13 protein-coding genes are annotated in these 15,529 nt (G+C 50.8%); 12 read left to right on the forward strand and 1 reads right to left on the reverse strand.

What is annotated here, in order from left to right; all coding sequences use genetic code 11:
- Positions 1 to 55 precede the first annotated feature (55 nt).
- From E8L22_RS18935 to E8L22_RS18990, 12 genes are read left to right on the forward strand one after another with little or no spacing between them, the layout of a single operon-like run.
- On the forward strand, positions 56 to 1,330 hold the full coding sequence (locus E8L22_RS18935) for an O-antigen ligase family protein (protein WP_162604875.1): 1,275 nt from the start codon (positions 56 to 58) through the stop codon (positions 1,328 to 1,330).
- The gene (locus E8L22_RS18940) at positions 1,317 to 2,477 is read left to right on the forward strand and encodes a glycosyltransferase family protein (protein ID WP_136526670.1); all 1,161 of its coding nucleotides are present in this window, start codon (positions 1,317 to 1,319) and stop codon (positions 2,475 to 2,477) included. The genes E8L22_RS18935 and E8L22_RS18940 overlap by 14 nt, the downstream gene beginning before the upstream one ends.
- A 23-nt stretch (positions 2,478 to 2,500) precedes the next feature.
- Entirely contained in the window at positions 2,501 to 3,571 is a 1,071-nt protein-coding gene (locus tag E8L22_RS18945) for a glycosyltransferase family protein (RefSeq protein ID WP_136526671.1), read from the forward strand.
- Between the two features lie 27 nt (positions 3,572 to 3,598).
- The gene (locus E8L22_RS21995; RefSeq protein ID WP_136526672.1) at positions 3,599 to 4,117 is read left to right on the forward strand and encodes a DapH/DapD/GlmU-related protein; all 519 of its coding nucleotides are present in this window, start codon (positions 3,599 to 3,601) and stop codon (positions 4,115 to 4,117) included.
- A 14-nt stretch (positions 4,118 to 4,131) separates the two neighbouring features.
- Complete coding sequence (locus E8L22_RS18955) at positions 4,132 to 5,529, forward strand: phenylacetate--CoA ligase family protein (protein WP_136526673.1); 1,398 nt, start codon at positions 4,132 to 4,134, stop codon at positions 5,527 to 5,529.
- Between the two features lie 13 nt (positions 5,530 to 5,542).
- A complete protein-coding gene (locus E8L22_RS18960) occupies positions 5,543 to 7,681 on the forward strand; it encodes a bi-domain-containing oxidoreductase (RefSeq protein WP_136526674.1) in 2,139 nt (712 codons plus the stop codon).
- Positions 7,657 to 9,558, forward strand: coding sequence for an alginate lyase family protein (locus tag E8L22_RS18965; protein ID WP_136526675.1), 1,902 nt, complete (start codon positions 7,657 to 7,659; stop codon positions 9,556 to 9,558). The genes E8L22_RS18960 and E8L22_RS18965 overlap by 25 nt, the downstream gene beginning before the upstream one ends.
- A gap of 1 nt (position 9,559) precedes the next feature.
- Positions 9,560 to 10,792 carry a glycosyltransferase family 4 protein gene (locus tag E8L22_RS18970; RefSeq protein WP_136526676.1) on the forward strand — a complete coding sequence of 411 codons (1,233 nt, stop codon included), beginning with the start codon at positions 9,560 to 9,562 and terminating at the stop codon, positions 10,790 to 10,792.
- 8 nt (positions 10,793 to 10,800) lie between these two features.
- Positions 10,801 to 11,394, forward strand: a complete 594-nt coding sequence (locus tag E8L22_RS18975; protein ID WP_281283001.1) for a sugar transferase — start codon at positions 10,801 to 10,803, stop codon at positions 11,392 to 11,394.
- Positions 11,391 to 12,029, forward strand: a complete 639-nt coding sequence (locus E8L22_RS18980; protein ID WP_136526678.1) for an acetyltransferase — start codon at positions 11,391 to 11,393, stop codon at positions 12,027 to 12,029. The genes E8L22_RS18975 and E8L22_RS18980 overlap by 4 nt, the downstream gene beginning before the upstream one ends.
- A gap of 10 nt (positions 12,030 to 12,039) precedes the next feature.
- Positions 12,040 to 13,134, forward strand: a complete 1,095-nt coding sequence (gene wecB / locus E8L22_RS18985; protein ID WP_136526679.1) for a non-hydrolyzing UDP-N-acetylglucosamine 2-epimerase — start codon at positions 12,040 to 12,042, stop codon at positions 13,132 to 13,134.
- A 35-nt stretch (positions 13,135 to 13,169) separates the two neighbouring features.
- The gene (locus E8L22_RS18990; RefSeq protein WP_136526680.1) at positions 13,170 to 14,336 is read left to right on the forward strand and encodes a DegT/DnrJ/EryC1/StrS family aminotransferase; all 1,167 of its coding nucleotides are present in this window, start codon (positions 13,170 to 13,172) and stop codon (positions 14,334 to 14,336) included.
- Between the two features lie 469 nt (positions 14,337 to 14,805).
- On the opposite strand, the gene E8L22_RS18995 is transcribed toward E8L22_RS18990, so the two are convergent.
- Positions 14,806 to 15,429 carry a fibronectin type III domain-containing protein gene (locus E8L22_RS18995; RefSeq protein ID WP_136526681.1) on the reverse strand — a complete coding sequence of 208 codons (624 nt, stop codon included), beginning with the start codon at positions 15,427 to 15,429 and terminating at the stop codon, positions 14,806 to 14,808.
- Positions 15,430 to 15,529 lie beyond the last annotated feature (100 nt).

Raw genomic sequence — 15,529 nt, forward strand, 5'->3', positions numbered from 1 at the left:
TATGTTACCACTTGCTTACAATAGTACTAGATCGGGGGGGCGACTGGTGTTTCCCTTGGCAGTCATCGCCTGGGCTGTGTTCGTTTCATATTTTCTCATACTTCCGGAGCTCTTTAAAATTAAAATGACAGGGGCCCATGTTATTCTTCTGGATTGCCTTACTATTTTGGGCTTCATCTTATTTGCCTCAAGCCGTGTTGGCGCTATTGGCCATTTACCAGTTTGCCTGACTAAGTACAAAAACAATCTATATTGTTTTATTTTGTTCATATTTATCACTAGCCTCTTTGGGGCCGTCACTAACGGATTTCCTAATGGATTCATTGATTCTTTTAAAATTGCAACCCAACAAGCATGGCCGCTTGTGCAGATGTTGTTTTTTTTAAACTTAGGTGTATTTTCTTATCGTCGTCTCGAAATGAGTGAAAATATATTTATTGTATCGATCAGCGTAATAGCTATTGCTGACACTGTTTTAAACATAGCGTCTCTAGAGTCGATACATTACCTTCGGCCACTTGCTCCTCAAAGCCTTCTATTTATTTTTTGCTTCTTGTTGCTACTAGAGAGAATTCTAAGAGGTAATACTTTACCAGCAAAAGGACCACTTTTGATCTTTGTTTGCCTGATGACATTCAATTTCATGGCAGTTGCCTTGTCTGTTACAAGAACAGCTTTGGTAGGACTAGTTCTTGGGTCCATCATAATGTTTTTGCAGAAATTTAGCGGAAGTTATAATAAAACTAAATATATTTTCTTCTTTATGCTTTTTGGTTTTTGTTTTTTTATTTTTTTCTTAAAGATGGGGCTAGGGGATGCTTTTGCCTATAGGTCATTCAATTTGCAGGATTCAGAAAGAATAATTATATGGCTTGACGCCTTTAGGATCTTCAAAGAGAACCCTGTTATCGGTGTCGGACCTGGTTATTATATTAATAACAGTTTGATTGACAATTTTGATCTGGTCGGTGGCCTGTCGTCTGAAAATATGAGCAACTCTTTGATCCAAATTGGGTCCGCGCATAATACCTTTCTTAACACTCTTGCAACGACAGGAGTCATAGGACTTATATTTTATATTTTTATTTTAGTTCAGACTCGTTCCTTGCTGAGCAAGTCCCTGCAAAAAGTGGATTGGGTTAAATCGTACTTTTGGGTTACTTTTTTCCTCTCCCTTTTTGAAGAATCTACATTTTTACCTTCCACAAGGTACACTCCAATTCTACTTGCCCCCTTCTGGTATTTCATGGGAGCGAAAGTCTTTGGCAATCGCACTCTCCCAAGTGCATCTTCGAACGATAAAACGGATCTTTCCCATGCCCAATGTTGAATCTGAAATCGCACCAAAACCTGTGGTTGTGTTTCTAGAAGATGTAACTATTTTAGATAGACCATACCTTCACCGGTTTTTTATTGCACAAGCCAAAGAATTCTTGAGCTTGAATGCGAAAGTTATATTTTGCACTAAGGACTGTACTCCTTTGTTACAAAAGTTTTTAGATGATCACATCACTGGCGCATTTGCAGATAGGAACAGCGGTCGTAATTCTATTAAAAAATATAATCCGACGATTTTATTCATTTCGAGTGTAATAACTGGAGCTAAGTTATATCTGCTTCATGTCTTTTTTCGGAAAAAAGCGAACATTGTTTTTTGGTATCAGGGCCTAATTCCAGAAGAGTCATTTTTAAGACGCAATAGCAATCTTCGCAGATGCATCTTACTCTTACTTGAGCATCTTGGACTCGAAATATCAGATATTGTTTTGTTGCCGACCCAAAGCATGTTGGATTACCTGAAAGATGCTAACCGACTGCCTCAAAAAAATAAATATATAGTCATTCCCAATGCTATTAGCGCACTGCCTCCTTTGACTTCTGAATCCAAGAAACTTTGGGCGATCGAGTCCAATACATCACCTACAATTGGCTACTGTGGTGGGTTGTCGAGATGGCAGTGTTTCCCTGCGGCACTTCACTTCGTAAAGAAGCTTCAAGAACTTGATCCAAACGTCCTATTTTTAATACTCACTTTCGACTCCCAAAAAGCTTTGGATATGCTGTCAGAAAATGGAATATCAAATGCTGTAGTTCGGAGTACTACTCCTGACCAAGTATATAAATATGTTCAAGCTTTTGATGTCGGAATCCTATTTCGAGAAGAGGGCCCCGTCAATGCTGCAGCTTTTCCCCTGAAATACTTAGATTATATTTCTAATGGTGTGCCTGTATTGACGACTCATGCACTCAAAGCGATTTTCGATGACGCTAAAGCGACACATGGTTGTGTTCTGAATCTAGATGACATTGATTATTCTTCTGTTCTTTCTTATATTAAAGACATTGCGTCTGATAAAACGTTAATAACTAAATCACTTAGGCAGCACTGTGCTGATAGGTGGATGTTTCATTATGTTAACAGGCAAGCGAAAAGAGCTTTTAAGGAACTGCTGCAGAAGACTTCTGCCAACGTGTAATTTATATAATTGTGGGTTCTTTTATGAATTCTTCACCGAAGTTATTAATAGTTGGCCGCGTTCCTCCGCCATATGGAGGCGTATCCGTTCATCTCTATCGTCTTACTGAATATTTGAAAATGGCCGGTTTTCCTTTTCAATTTTGCGATCTATCGGGAAGTTCGAATTCAAATTTTATCAACTGCAATAATCTTTTCCGTTTGACATGGGCGCTTATCGCTAGGCGTTACAGCGTTGTCCATTGCCATGCCAGTAATCCTTTGCTGGTAATTTTAATTGGTTTAGTTTCCGCACTCCTGAACCGCAAAGCGATTTACACATTGCATGGTGAAGGAAACCTCTTAACTTGTGAGAATGGATCTTTTCCATTGAAGACCGTATTGCGTTTTGTCCTGCGTAGAGCAACTAGAATTATCACTATTAATTCCAACTGTTACACAAGGGCTTGCCAACTCGTTTCCTCTAGTGACAAAATATTGCAAATGCCAGCGTACTTGCCTCCTACACCCTCTGAGTTTATTTCTCAACCGATTTCAGATCGTATTGAAGAATTTTTACTAGAGCACTCTGTCTGCTTTGCCTCCCAGGGAACTTTTGGTAATAAATACCAAGGACTTGATCTTTATCGTTTTGACTTAATGGCTGAGGCTCTTCTTAAACTGAGGGAGACGGTTTCAACCGCTGGTCTTATCTCCTTTATCTCGCAAACACTTGACCCGGCTGCTCGCGATGAAGTTTTTGGTCTTCGTCAAAAAATGGGACTTGATCATCACTGGTTAATTCTTGAAAATTTTGGTTCAGCATTGCCCATATATCTGAGATGCAAGGCATTTATACGCCCCACTATGTCTGACGGTGATTCTCTCAGTATACGCGAATGCCTTGATTTGGGAATTCCCGTCATTGCTTCCGACGCTGTTCCCAGGCCTGATGGGTGTATAATTTTCAAAACAGGCGATGTCCATTCACTTCATACCTCTATTTTGTCATTACTGACCGACTATAAGTACTTCAATGCACAAGTGAAAAAAACAAAAACAGATAATTGTTATCAGCCATTGCTTAAATGTTATATCGACTGTTTAGCCATTTAAATCGGATCGGAAAGGAATTGCTTATAGATGAATTTAAAACGTTTATTTCACTCAATTTTGTCTGGCTATGATGAGACTGCTTTTTGGATAGCGAAAGAAAGATGCAGAACAACAAAAAACACATTTTTAAAATTTTTCTATCTTCGAAGGTACAATAAGTTAAGTCTCAAGTTTTGCGCTTACGTGGGGTATAATGCAATTTTTGATGAACTACCAATCCTCCCTCATAGTTTGTTTGGAATTTTTATCTCTGATTCAGCCACGATAGGAAAGTCATGTGTAATATTCCATCACGTCACGATTGGTTCAAATACACTTAAAGACTCTAAAAGGCCTGGTGCTCCTACTATTGGCAATAATTGTTACATCGGAGCCGGGGCAAAAATTATCGGGAATATAAAAATTGGTGACAATGTCCGGATAGGTGCAAATTGCGTTGTCACACAGGATATACCCTCAAACAGTACAGTTGTCCTCCCTCCACCTCGTATCATGGCGAAGGAAAACACCGATAACAGCTTTATTAGACAAAAGCGAAACAACTAATAGGTCGAATTGTAATGACTTCGAATGCCTTTAATTTATATAGCCAGCTTCCAGTTTGCCTTCAGAATCTCGCGTGTTCATTGGCTGGTTTGAAAATTAAACGGGACAGATATGACAGGACCTTTCACGACTCGTTGAAAAGTCTTTGTGAATCCGAATGGCTCACCCTTGCTGAGTTGCAGGCATATCAGGACCGCCAAGTGGCGCGGGTAATTAAACATGCTTATGATACAGTGCCATATTATCGTCGTGTAATGGACGAAAACCGATTGATCCCATCGGATATTACCAAGACCGCTGATCTTGTCCAACTTCCCCTCCTATCCAAGGATATGGTCCGTGAATACGGTGACCAGTTGCTTTCCAACTCTGTACCCAAAAAGCAGATGGTTGAAGGCCATACGGGAGGTACAACAGGTAAAGCCCTACAACTTTTCGCAGATAAAGGCACGCAACCTCGTCAATGGGCTGTTTGGTGGCGGCACCGTCGCAGATTCGGATTGGACATAAATGATGATTTCATTGTTTTTGCCGGAAGGAATGTAATTCCTTTAAGCAACATGAATCCGCCCTTTTGGCGCCGTAACATTCCAATGCACCAGACATATGTGTCAATCCACCACATGACGAAGCAAAATATGCCTGCTCTTTTAGATTATCTCCAAAAGAGGAAAGTGAAATACTACTCGGGCTATCCTTCTGCTGTCTATCTTGTCGCAAAATATATGTTGGATAATGGCATCACCTTGCCAAATCCTCCTGATGTGACTGTCCTTGGGGCTGAAACGCTTTTGCCGCACCAGCGCCGGGCAATGAAGGAGGCATTCGGTGGGCGGATCACGGATCAATACGGAGCAAGCGAACAATGCGGAAATATAAGCGAGTGTGAACATGGCAACTATCACGTTGATATGGAATTCGGCCACATAGAATTTCTTCCTTTGAAAGAGGATATACCAAACGTAAGAAGGATTGTTTGCACCGGCTTCTGGAATGACGCCATGCCGTTGATCCGTTACGAAACAGGCGATCTCGCTACTATCTCGTCTGAAAACTTTACTTGCCCGTGTGGTCGCAAATCGCCCGTGGTTGAGAAAATCGATGGCCGTATAGAGTCCTACATTATTACCCCTGATGGCCGACAGGCTGGACGTTTAGATTTCATTTTCAAAGACAGCTGGTTCATAGAAGAAGCGCAGTTCATACAGGAAAATATTTCCTCAGTCAAAGTTAAGGTCGTGCGGAGTCCTGAGTTCAAAGATGAGCATGAAAAGAAGCTCCTCAGTGACCTCAGAAATTATTTGGGTGACGTAATCCAGTTTGAAATAGAATACGTTGATGCAATTCCCCGTACAGCCAACGGAAAGTTTCGTCAAATCATTTCCACTGTTTCCAGCAATAGGGCAAATTAACAATGAGGTTACTTTGAACCAGATCATCCAGAACTTGAAAAGTGGAGAGACTCTTCTTCAAGAAGTTCCGGCTCCAACTGTGCAACCCGGCTGCCTTCTTATAAAAACCTGTCGAACCCTTGTCTCTTTGGGCACTGAACGGATGCTGGTGGAATTCGGCAATGCCAGCCTCATCCAGAAAGCACGCCAGCAGCCGGACAAGGTGAAGATGGTGCTGGACAAGATCCGCAGCGACGGTCTGCTCCCGACGATGGAGGCTGTCTTCAACAAACTTGGGCAGCCGCTTCCTCTAGGGTACTGCAACGTTGGGCGTGTCATTGCGGTGGGGCAGGGGGTTACAGACTTTCAGGTTGGCGACAGGGTTGCTTCCAACGGGTCTCACGCCGAAATTGTCTCAGTCCCCAAAAACCTCTGCGCAAAGATACCTGAGAAGGTGACAGATGATGCTGCCGCGTTTACAGTCATCGGCTCCATTGGGCTTCAAGGCATCCGCCTATTACGGCCTACCTTCGGTGAAACCGTCGCAGTCATCGGGCTAGGTCTTATTGGGCTGCTCTCCGCGCAGTTGCTGCGCGCCAATGGCTGTCGGGTTGTCGGGTTCGACTTCGACCAGAAAAAGGTGGACGTCGCCAACGCGATGGGCATTATCGCGGTGAACCCTGCCGGCGGAACCGACCAGGTGAAGTTCGTGTCAGAACTCACCTCTGGCGTCGGTGCTGACGGTGTCCTGATCACCGCCTCCGCTAAGGGGGACGAGATCATCTCCCAGGCTGCACGCATGAGCCGGAAGCGTGGACGCATCGTTCTCGTCGGAGTCATTGGGCTCAACCTTTCCCGGGCTGAATTTTACGAGAAGGAACTCTCCTTCCAAGTCTCCTGTTCCTACGGCCCCGGACGCTACGATGACGACTACGAGCAGAAAGGGCATGACTACCCCATCGGCTTCATTCGGTGGACCGAGAGGCGGAACTTTGAAGCGATTCTTGCCGCCATAGAATCCGGCCAGTTGCAGGTCGATCCTCTCATCACCGAAAGGGTACCTCTGGCTGATTACAACAGCATCTACGACAACATAGGGAAATCCTCTTCCATCGCTTCGTTGCTTCTGTACCCGGAGAAGCTCGATCCGTCCCCCGTTGTGACAGTATCCAACCCCTTGTTTACCCAAGGGAAGGGGATAGTCGGCATCATCGGTGCCGGCAACTTCACCAGCGCCACGGTGTTGCCGGCCCTCAAGCCACTAAACCCACAGCTGAAGTACATCGTCTCGGCGGGTGGGGTGACTGCCAGGACTCTCGCCGACCGGGCGGGCTTTGCCAACGCGGCCACCGACTATAAGGTGATTCTGGCTGACCCCGAAGTGGACTTGGTGATGATCACCACACGCCATAACCTTCACGCTCCCATGGTCATCGATGCGTTGAGCGCTGGGAAAAACGTCTTCGTAGAAAAACCTCTGTGCCTTACCAGTGAGGAGCTTGACCAGATAGTGAATGCCCACTCCGCCGCGGGCAGCATCGGCGGCGGTCGGTCGGTTCTTACCGTCGGCTACAATCGCCGCTTTGCTCCCTTCACTCAGAAAATCAAATCGCTTGTTGGTCAGGGTGCCGTAAATATCGTTGCCACCATGAACGCAGGCTTTATCCCTGCGAACTCATGGGTCCACGATCTTCAGGTTGGGGGAGGGCGCATCGTCGGCGAGGCCTGCCACTTCATCGATCTTTGCTCATATATCGCCGGGAGCCGCGTCGTTGCCGTCTGCATGAACGCCCTTGGCTCGTCACCTGCCGAGAATACCGATAATGCCAGCATCCTCCTTAAATACGCCAACGGTTCCAATGCCGTCATCAACTACTTTGCCAACGGAAGCAAGGCGTACTCAAAGGAGCGGCTCGAGGTGCATTCCCAAGAGCGTTCGCTCATCATGGACAACTGGCGCACCCTGACGGGCTACGGCTTCAAGGGTTTTACCTCCTCGAAAGGAAAGCAGGCCAAGGGACATGCCGAGCAGTTCAGGCTCCTGTTGGAGCGCCTGCGCTCCGGCGGCGAACCCCTTATCCCGTTTGAAGAGATCGTCAATACCACCCGAGCCGGATTTGCCGCCATTACCTCCCTCAAGGAGGGACGGTGGGTCGAGGTTTCCGAGGGATGACCTCGAGGTTTTCTCTCATCCTGAATACCTCTTTCCGACTGGGCTTTCGTTCGATTGCGAGAGTAACGGCCTACCGTCTTGTATGCCGAGCCGGTATTTACCGCTACCTTTTGCCGCAGCGTGTATGGAACTCCGGCGACGCTTTTTTCGCCCCCGGGTCGTTTGCCCCAACGCCGCTCTCCGAAGCACAGCACCGCACGGTACTGCAGCACGCCTCTTCGATGCTTGCGGGGGAACTTCCCTACTACTCCTCTTCGCTAAAGCAGGTCGGCTCTCCGCCTGACTGGTTTTTCGATCCCTTCACCGGCACCCGGTCGCTCCCCCATGGACACTGGTCGGACTGCAGCGTGCTGCCTGGTTGCGACATTAAAAACGTATGGGAGGCGTCGCGGTTCGAATGGGCGCCGGTGCTGGCCCTGGCATGGCGCATCTCGGGGGAGGAAAAATACCTCTCCACACTCAACGCCTGGGTTTCCGACTGGGCGGTGAAAAATCCGTACAACTTCGGACCCAACTGGAAGTGCGGACAGGAGGCTGCCATTCGCCTCATCAACCTGCTCCTCACCGCACGTGTTCTGGGCGTACATGATGCCCCTTCTTCTTCGCTGGTGGAATTTATCAGCCTCCATTGCAGCCGAATCATGCCTACCATCCACTACGCGGTAGGACAGGACAACAACCACGGTACTTCCGAAGCGGCGGCCCTTTTTATCGGCGGGGGATGGCTGGTTAAGGTGGCCGGTTCAACTGCGCTGAAAAGACGTGCCGGTCTTTGGCACCAGCAGGGGCGCCGGCGCCTGGAAGAGCGAGTCTCGAGACTTGTAGCTCCTGACGGGAGCTTTTCACAGTATTCCGTAAACTACCACCGCGTCCTTCTCGACACCCTCAGCCAGGTCGAAATCTGGCGCAGAGAACTGGACGCACCCTCTTTCAGCTCTTTCTTCTACGCCCTTTGCAAGTCAGCTACCGTATGGCTTGAAGCCATGACGGACGCTTTGACCGGGGATGTACCCAACCTGGGTGCCAACGACGGCGCGCGGCTTTACGACCTCTTCTTCGCACCGTACCGGGATTTCCGTCCGTCGGTGGAGCTTGCCTCTCTTCTCTTCCGGGGACAAAGGGTTTACGGAAAAGGGGAGTGGAACGCTCCTCTTCGTTTGCTTGGGATCGAGCCGGACGCATATCCTTGCAGCAAAGATAGCCCGTACTGTCATTTCCCGGACGGCGGATACTTGGTGTTGCACTCCGGTGCCTCGCGGGGAGTTATCCGTTACGCAAACTTCGTTTTTCGTCCGGGGCATGCAGACTGTCTTCACCTCGACCTGTGGCACAAGGGGGTAAACATCCTTCGTGACGGGGGGACCTTCAGCTACAGCGCCGACCCTTCCTGGCACGATTACTTCTCCGGCACCCCGGCCCATAACACGGTCCAGTTTGACGGGCGCAACCAGATGCCTCGCCTCGGGCGTTTCCTCTTCGGAGAATGGCTTAAGATGGAAAGCGTCTCTGGGATAGTTAACGATGGCGCCGCCAAGTCTTGGAGCGGCGCTTACCGCGATTGGAAAGGGGCCCGGCACAGAAGGACGGTTACCGCCCAGGGGAAAGTCTGGCGTATCCGGGACGAGGTGAGCGGCTTTGAAGAGAAAGCGGTCCTCAGGTGGCGACTTGTTCCGGCAGATTGGACGCTGAGCCGTGGAAATTGCGTAAGCGAACACGCCCTGGTTTCGGTGACCGCTTCTGCTCCGCTGCGGCGACTGGAACTTACAACCGGCTGGGAATCACTTCACTACCAGGAGAAAACTCCGCTACCCGTGCTGGAGATCGAACTCGGGCCTGGCACCTGGTCGATCGATACAGAAATAACACTTAAGGACTGACATGCACGTACTGTATTTCCACCAGCATTTCTCGACGCCTCACGGCTCAACCGGGACTAGGTCGTATGAGATGGCGCAGCGACTGCTCCGCCAAGGCCACAAGGTAACCATGGTTTGTGGAAGCGGACAGATGGCGAAAAGCGGTCTTGCAGGCGAACCGGTAAGGGGAGCGCGTCGCGGCAACGTCGACGGCATAGACGTCATCGAACTCTGCCTTCCCTATTCGAACTACGATGGCTTTCTGAAAAGGGCGCTGACCTTCCTCCGATACGCTTGGCGCAGTTCGCAGTTTGCGCTGCAACTCGATTACGATCTCCTCTTTGCAACGTCGACTCCGCTTACGGCGGGAATCCCGGGCATCTTGATGAAGCCCTTCCGCCGTAAACCGTTTGTCTTTGAAGTACGCGACCTTTGGCCTGAACTTCCGCGTGAGATGGGGGTGATAACAAACCCGTTCATCCTTAAGGCCATGGACCTGTTGGAATGGCTCTCCTATCGTTCGGCTGATGCCTGCATCGGATTGTCCCCGGGTATCGTGCGCGGGATAACGAGACGCGGCGTAGCCCAAGAGAAAGTTGCCATGGTTCCGAATGGTTGTGACTTGGCGCTTTTTCACCCGGCCATGAAGGAGGCAATAGACATCCCTGGGATCGACAAGGCGGACTTCGTTTCCGTTTTCTGTGGCGCCCATGGCATCGCCAATGGCCTCGATGCGGTCCTGGACGCCGCAAAGGTCCTGAAAAACCGCGGCATAAAAGACATAAAACTGCTCTTTATCGGCGATGGAAAGCTCAAGCCGTCTTTGGCGCAGCGCGCAGAAGCGGAAGGGCTCGACAACTGCGTCTTCTGTAACCCGGTTCCAAAGCATGAACTCTCGAAATTGACCGCCTCGGCCGACGTAGGGCTGATGATACTGGCCAACGTTCCCGCATTCTATTACGGGACCTCCCCCAATAAATTCTTCGACTACATCGCATCCGGCATTCCGGTGCTGAACAACTACCCTGGGTGGCTTGCCGACATCATAACCAACGACGACTGCGGCATTGCTGTCCCGCCCGAAGATCCCGAAGCCTTTGCCGATGCACTAGTTGAGTTGAGAGATGACCCGCGACGCAGAACGCTGATGGGGAAAAAGGCAAGGCTGCTCGCGGAGAGGGAGTTCAGCCGTGATGACCTTGCCGGTGACTTCGTGGCCTTCTTGGAAGAATGCGGGAGCAAGTACAAACGATGAAGCGACTTATGGATTTCATCGCTAGTGCGCTCGCGCTCATCCTGTTTTCCCCGCTACTTGTGCTCCTTGCGCTTGTGGTGCGCATCAAGTTAGGAGGGCCGGTGCTCTTTCGCCAGCAAAGACCGGGAAAAAACGGCCGCCCCTTTGTCATGCTCAAGTTTCGCACCATGACAAACGCAAAGGATGCCTCAGGCGACCTGCTCCCTGATCATCTGCGGCTGACCAGATTCGGACGTTTCTTGCGCAGTAGTAGCCTCGACGAATTACCCGAACTGATCAACGTCCTCAAGGGAGAGATGAGTCTCGTGGGGCCGCGTCCGCTGCTGATGGAATATATGCCCTTGTACTCGGCGGAACAGGCGCGGCGCCACGAGGTCAAGCCGGGTGTAACGGGATGGGCCCAGGTCAATGGTCGCAACGCGATAAGCTGGGAGGACAAGTTCAAACTCGATGTCTGGTACGTCGACAATCGTTCCATCAGGCTCGACTTAAAGATCATCCTCTCCACAGTCGCGAAGGTATTCAAACGCGAGGGGATATCGCAGGAGGGGCAAGCGACAATGGAGAAATTCGCAGGAAGTGAACGGAGAGACCAAAAGTGAAACCTGCAAAGGACCAGATCTTCGTGTTCGGTGCGAGCGGCCATGCCAAAGTCGTGATCGACATCATAGAGAAAGAGGGGCTTTTCGAAATCGCTTTTCTGGTCGACGATGACCCTTCACTTATGGGAAGTTCAGTCTTCGGTTATCCCGTTATCGGAGGGAAACAGGAGCTGGGTGCCAGCGGGATCGTCATGGGGGTCGTGGCCATCGGAAGCAACCGCGCGCGTCGTAGCGTCGCTGCCTGGCTGGCTGAAAACGGCTACCATTTGGTTACGGTGCAGCACCCTTCCGCACAGGTCGGCCGAGGAGTTACCCTTGGCAACAACTGCGTTGTTATGGCTGGTGCAGTCGTGAACTCCGACTGCAAAATCGGTAACGATGTGATCATCAATACGAAGGCTAGCATCGACCACGACTGCCACATTGGCGACGGTGTCCACTTGGCCCCCGGAACAACTCTATGCGGCACGGTTGAGGTCGGCGCTGGCACATTTATCTGTGCTGGAGCCACCGTAGTTCCGAACCTTAAAATAGGTTCCGAGGTCGTGGTCGGCGCGGGAGCAACCGTTGTAACCGACGTGCCAGACAGGGTGCTGGTGGTGGGGACTCCCGCTCGGATAGCCAAGTCAATATAGGGAGAGGAAAATGGAACCAATTCTGATAGATATCATAGCCGGTGCCCGCCCTAATTTCATGAAAATAGCGCCTATCATAAAGGCCATCCAGGAGAGACAGGGGAGGGGGAGCCGTCTTCGCTACCGTTTGGTTCACACTGGCCAGCATTACGATGCCAGGATGTCGGGCGACTTCTTCGCTCAACTCGGCATCCCCGTGCCGGACGTGAACCTTGAGGTCGGATCAGGGACCCAGGCCGAGCAGACGGCGACCATCATGACCCGTTACGAAAAGCTTTTGATGGAGAAACGAAGCGACCTCTGTCTTGTCGTTGGCGACGTGACCTCCACCATGGCGTGTTCCATAGCGGCGCAGAAACTATGCGTCAAGGTCGCTCACGTCGAGGCGGGTATACGCTCCGGCGACTGGAGCATGCCGGAAGAGATCAACCGGATGGTCACCGACGCCATCACCAATTACTTCTTCACGACCAGTGAAGTGGCGAACGCAAATCTTCGGCGCAGCGGCGTATCAGACGAGAAGATTCACTTCGTCGGCAACACTATGATTGACACTCTGCTCGCGAACATGGGACGGTTGCGCCCGCCCATGTTTTGGGAGGAACTTGCCCTGGAGTCGGGAGAATATTTCGTCCTTACCCTGCACCGTCCGGCAAACGTGGACGATCTCGATCAGTTGACCGGGATGCTGACCGCGGTAGCGGGCGGATGCCGAAACTTGCCCGTCGTATTTCCGATTCACCCTCGGACCTCCAAGAATCTGGGCACCTCACCCATACCAGACAACATAAAACTGGTGGAACCGCAGCCGTACCTCGAGTTCAACTACCTCGTAAAGCACGCCAAAGCGGTCATCACCGACTCAGGCGGCATCACCGAAGAGACAACCGTGATGGGGGTTCCTTGCATGACTCTGCGGGACTCCACCGAACGTCCGGAAACCGTCACTATGGGAACCAACGTGCTTTTGGGGACAGACCCGACGAACCTCAAGCCGGCGCTAGACTTGCTATTTTCAGGGAGATGGAAAAAGGGGGATATTCCTCCGCTATGGGACGGTAAGACCGGGCAACGTATAGCTGAAATACTTGAGGCTACCCTTTAAGGGGCATCCATCGCGTAAGAAAGAAAGGGACTAAGATGGCCGGAAAATTCGCACCGTGGCCAAGCTTCACACATGAAGAAGCCGATATCGTCAGTAATGTACTTTTATCTAACAAGGTCAACTATTGGACGGGGGGGGAAGGACGGCTATTTGAGCAGGAGTTCGCTGCTCATTGTAATACGGGGTATGCGGTCGCCTTGGCAAATGGAACCGTGGCTCTCGAACTGGCACTTCACGCTCTTGGGATCGGACCAGGGGATGAGGTCATAACCACGAGCCGGACTTTCATCGCATCGGCGAGCTGCATCGTCATGCGAGGTGCGACTCCCGTCCTCGCAGACGTCGACCAAGTGACTCAGAACATCACTGCTGAAACCATTCGTCCTCACATCACCCCTCAAACCAAAGCCATCATTTGCGTGCACCTGGCTGGCTGGCCATGTGACATGGACCCGATACTGGAACTGGCGCGCGAGCATGGATTGAAGGTCATCGAGGACTGCGCGCAGTGCCACGGCGCAACGTACAAGGGGCGGCCAGTCGGTTCATTGGGTGACGTAGCCGCATTCTCCTTTTGCCAGGACAAGATCATGACCACCGGCGGGGAAGGGGGGATGCTCACCACGAACGTCGAGGAAATCTGGCGTCGGGCCTGGGAGTTCAAGGATCACGGCAAGAGCTATGACGCAGTTTACAACCGCCAGCACCCGCCGGGGTTCCGTTGGCTGCACGAATCCTTCGGCACCAATTGGCGCCTAACCGAAATGCAGTCGGCGATCGGCAGGATCCAGCTCGGTAAACTGCCGGAATGGACCCTGGTAAGGAGAAGAAACGCGGAGATCCTCACCAAGGGCTTCAGCAACCTCCCGGGGCTCAGGGTGACGGTTCCGCCGTCCGAAATCGGCCATGCCTACTACAAGTACTACGTCTTCGTAGAGCCGGAACGTCTGGCGGAAGGATGGGACCGCGATAAAATCATGAACGCTGTAACAGCCGAGGGGATCCCTTGCTTCAGCGGCAGTTGCAGCGAGATCTATCTTGAGAAGGCCTTCGATGGGTTGAGACCAGCGACCCGGTTCCCCTTGGCTAAAGAGCTTGGAGAAACCAGCCTCATGTTCCTTGTCCATCCCACCCTCACGGAACAGGAAATGATGGATACCGTGGCCGCCGTAGCAAAAGTAATGGCCGCTGCCGTCGGATGACTTCCGATCGGGATTTGAAAGATTTCGAGCGAAATGTTTCAAGTTTTCCAAAAAGTTGGCAGATTTTTCCTGAAATGTTTCAAGTTTTTGAAAAAGTTGACATATTTAGCACGAAATATTGCAGGTTTTTGAAAAAGTTGACAGATTTAGCCCGAAATGTTTCAAGTTTGCGGACAAATCTGACAAGTTTTGCCCCAAATGTTTCAGGTTTTGGAAAAAGTTGCAACATCGTGCCCCGAACCTTTCAACTTTGAGGGGAAATGTGACGGCCTTCGGGGGAGACGTCCTAAGAGGTCACGCGGAGGCGCTAAGTCGCCAAGAAAGTCTTCAATTAACAGGAATGAAGGGGGCGAGTGGGTAGGAAAGCTTGAGCTCTTTGGCGGGGGGGCTTATTCGAGTTCGGGAACGGACGTGAGTGGCTAAAAAAGGCCCCCGCAGGCGTCCGAACTGCGGGGACCTTCCTCGGATATTAGATGCACATGAGCGAAACGAACTGCGACCAAGGTCCCTGGCCGTTGGGACCTATCGCCCTTACCCGGAACCAGTAGAGCGTACCAGGGACTAGTCCGCTCACCAGAAGATGCGACGCCTTTGTTCCAACGCCGCAATGCTTCCAGTTTGCCTCGATGGATGGATCGCCGATGCAACATGAGATGTCGTAGCTCTTCGCTCCCTTAACCGGCTCCACCCTGAGCAGCAACTCCCCAGATACTTTTCCATGGATCACCCGCAGGTTCCCCGGACTGGTAAGAATAGGGGTGTTGGACCTTCTCACCTTCTCGGGTGGAACTCCGAACCTCTCCAGCAGGTCGGGATGTTCCACTGCCGCATGCCGCATCACGGCAAAGAATACAGTGAACTTGCGGTCCAGCTTCTGCCGGATGGCCTTCAGCTGCTTCGCTTTCTCCGGGTCCCCGTCGGCTGCTTCGCTGAATGCCACCTTGTGCTCTTCGAAGACTTCCTCGAGTTCTTCCCGCTTTGGAAAGAAAGATTCGACCAGCGCGTACAGGCTAGGGTCTTTCGCCATGGCGACCACGATGGCAGACGTTTTGGGAATCGCTTCCGCACTGCTGAGTTGCGTGATGTTGTCCATAAGCGGCTCCTTTTGCAATGAAATTAGAAAACGCTTAAATAGCTACCACGGTTACTGACGAGGTCAATGGTTTTTCTGAGCGGTGGGTGCTCTTTTTCCT

Source organism: Geomonas ferrireducens, from assembly GCF_004917065.1.
In the GTDB taxonomy this organism is placed as follows: Bacteria; Desulfobacterota; Desulfuromonadia; order Geobacterales; family Geobacteraceae; genus Geomonas; species Geomonas ferrireducens.

Excerpts from the sequence above, each read along its gene's own strand:
- E8L22_RS18940 (WP_136526670.1), top strand. The coding sequence starts at position 1,317 with ATGCCCAATGTTGAATCTGAAATCGCACCAAAACCTGTGGTTGTGTTT.
- E8L22_RS18945 (WP_136526671.1), top strand. The coding sequence starts at position 2,501 with ATGAATTCTTCACCGAAGTTATTAATAGTTGGCCGCGTTCCTCCGCCA.
- E8L22_RS21995 (WP_136526672.1), top strand. The coding sequence starts at position 3,599 with ATGAATTTAAAACGTTTATTTCACTCAATTTTGTCTGGCTATGATGAG.
- E8L22_RS18955 (WP_136526673.1), top strand. The coding sequence starts at position 4,132 with ATGACTTCGAATGCCTTTAATTTATATAGCCAGCTTCCAGTTTGCCTT.
- E8L22_RS18970 (WP_136526676.1), top strand. The coding sequence starts at position 9,560 with ATGCACGTACTGTATTTCCACCAGCATTTCTCGACGCCTCACGGCTCA.
- E8L22_RS18975 (WP_281283001.1), top strand. The coding sequence starts at position 10,801 with ATGGATTTCATCGCTAGTGCGCTCGCGCTCATCCTGTTTTCCCCGCTA.
- wecB (WP_136526679.1), top strand. The coding sequence starts at position 12,040 with ATGGAACCAATTCTGATAGATATCATAGCCGGTGCCCGCCCTAATTTC.
- E8L22_RS18990 (WP_136526680.1), top strand. The coding sequence starts at position 13,170 with ATGGCCGGAAAATTCGCACCGTGGCCAAGCTTCACACATGAAGAAGCC.
- E8L22_RS18995 (WP_136526681.1), bottom strand. The coding sequence starts at position 15,429 with ATGGACAACATCACGCAACTCAGCAGTGCGGAAGCGATTCCCAAAACG.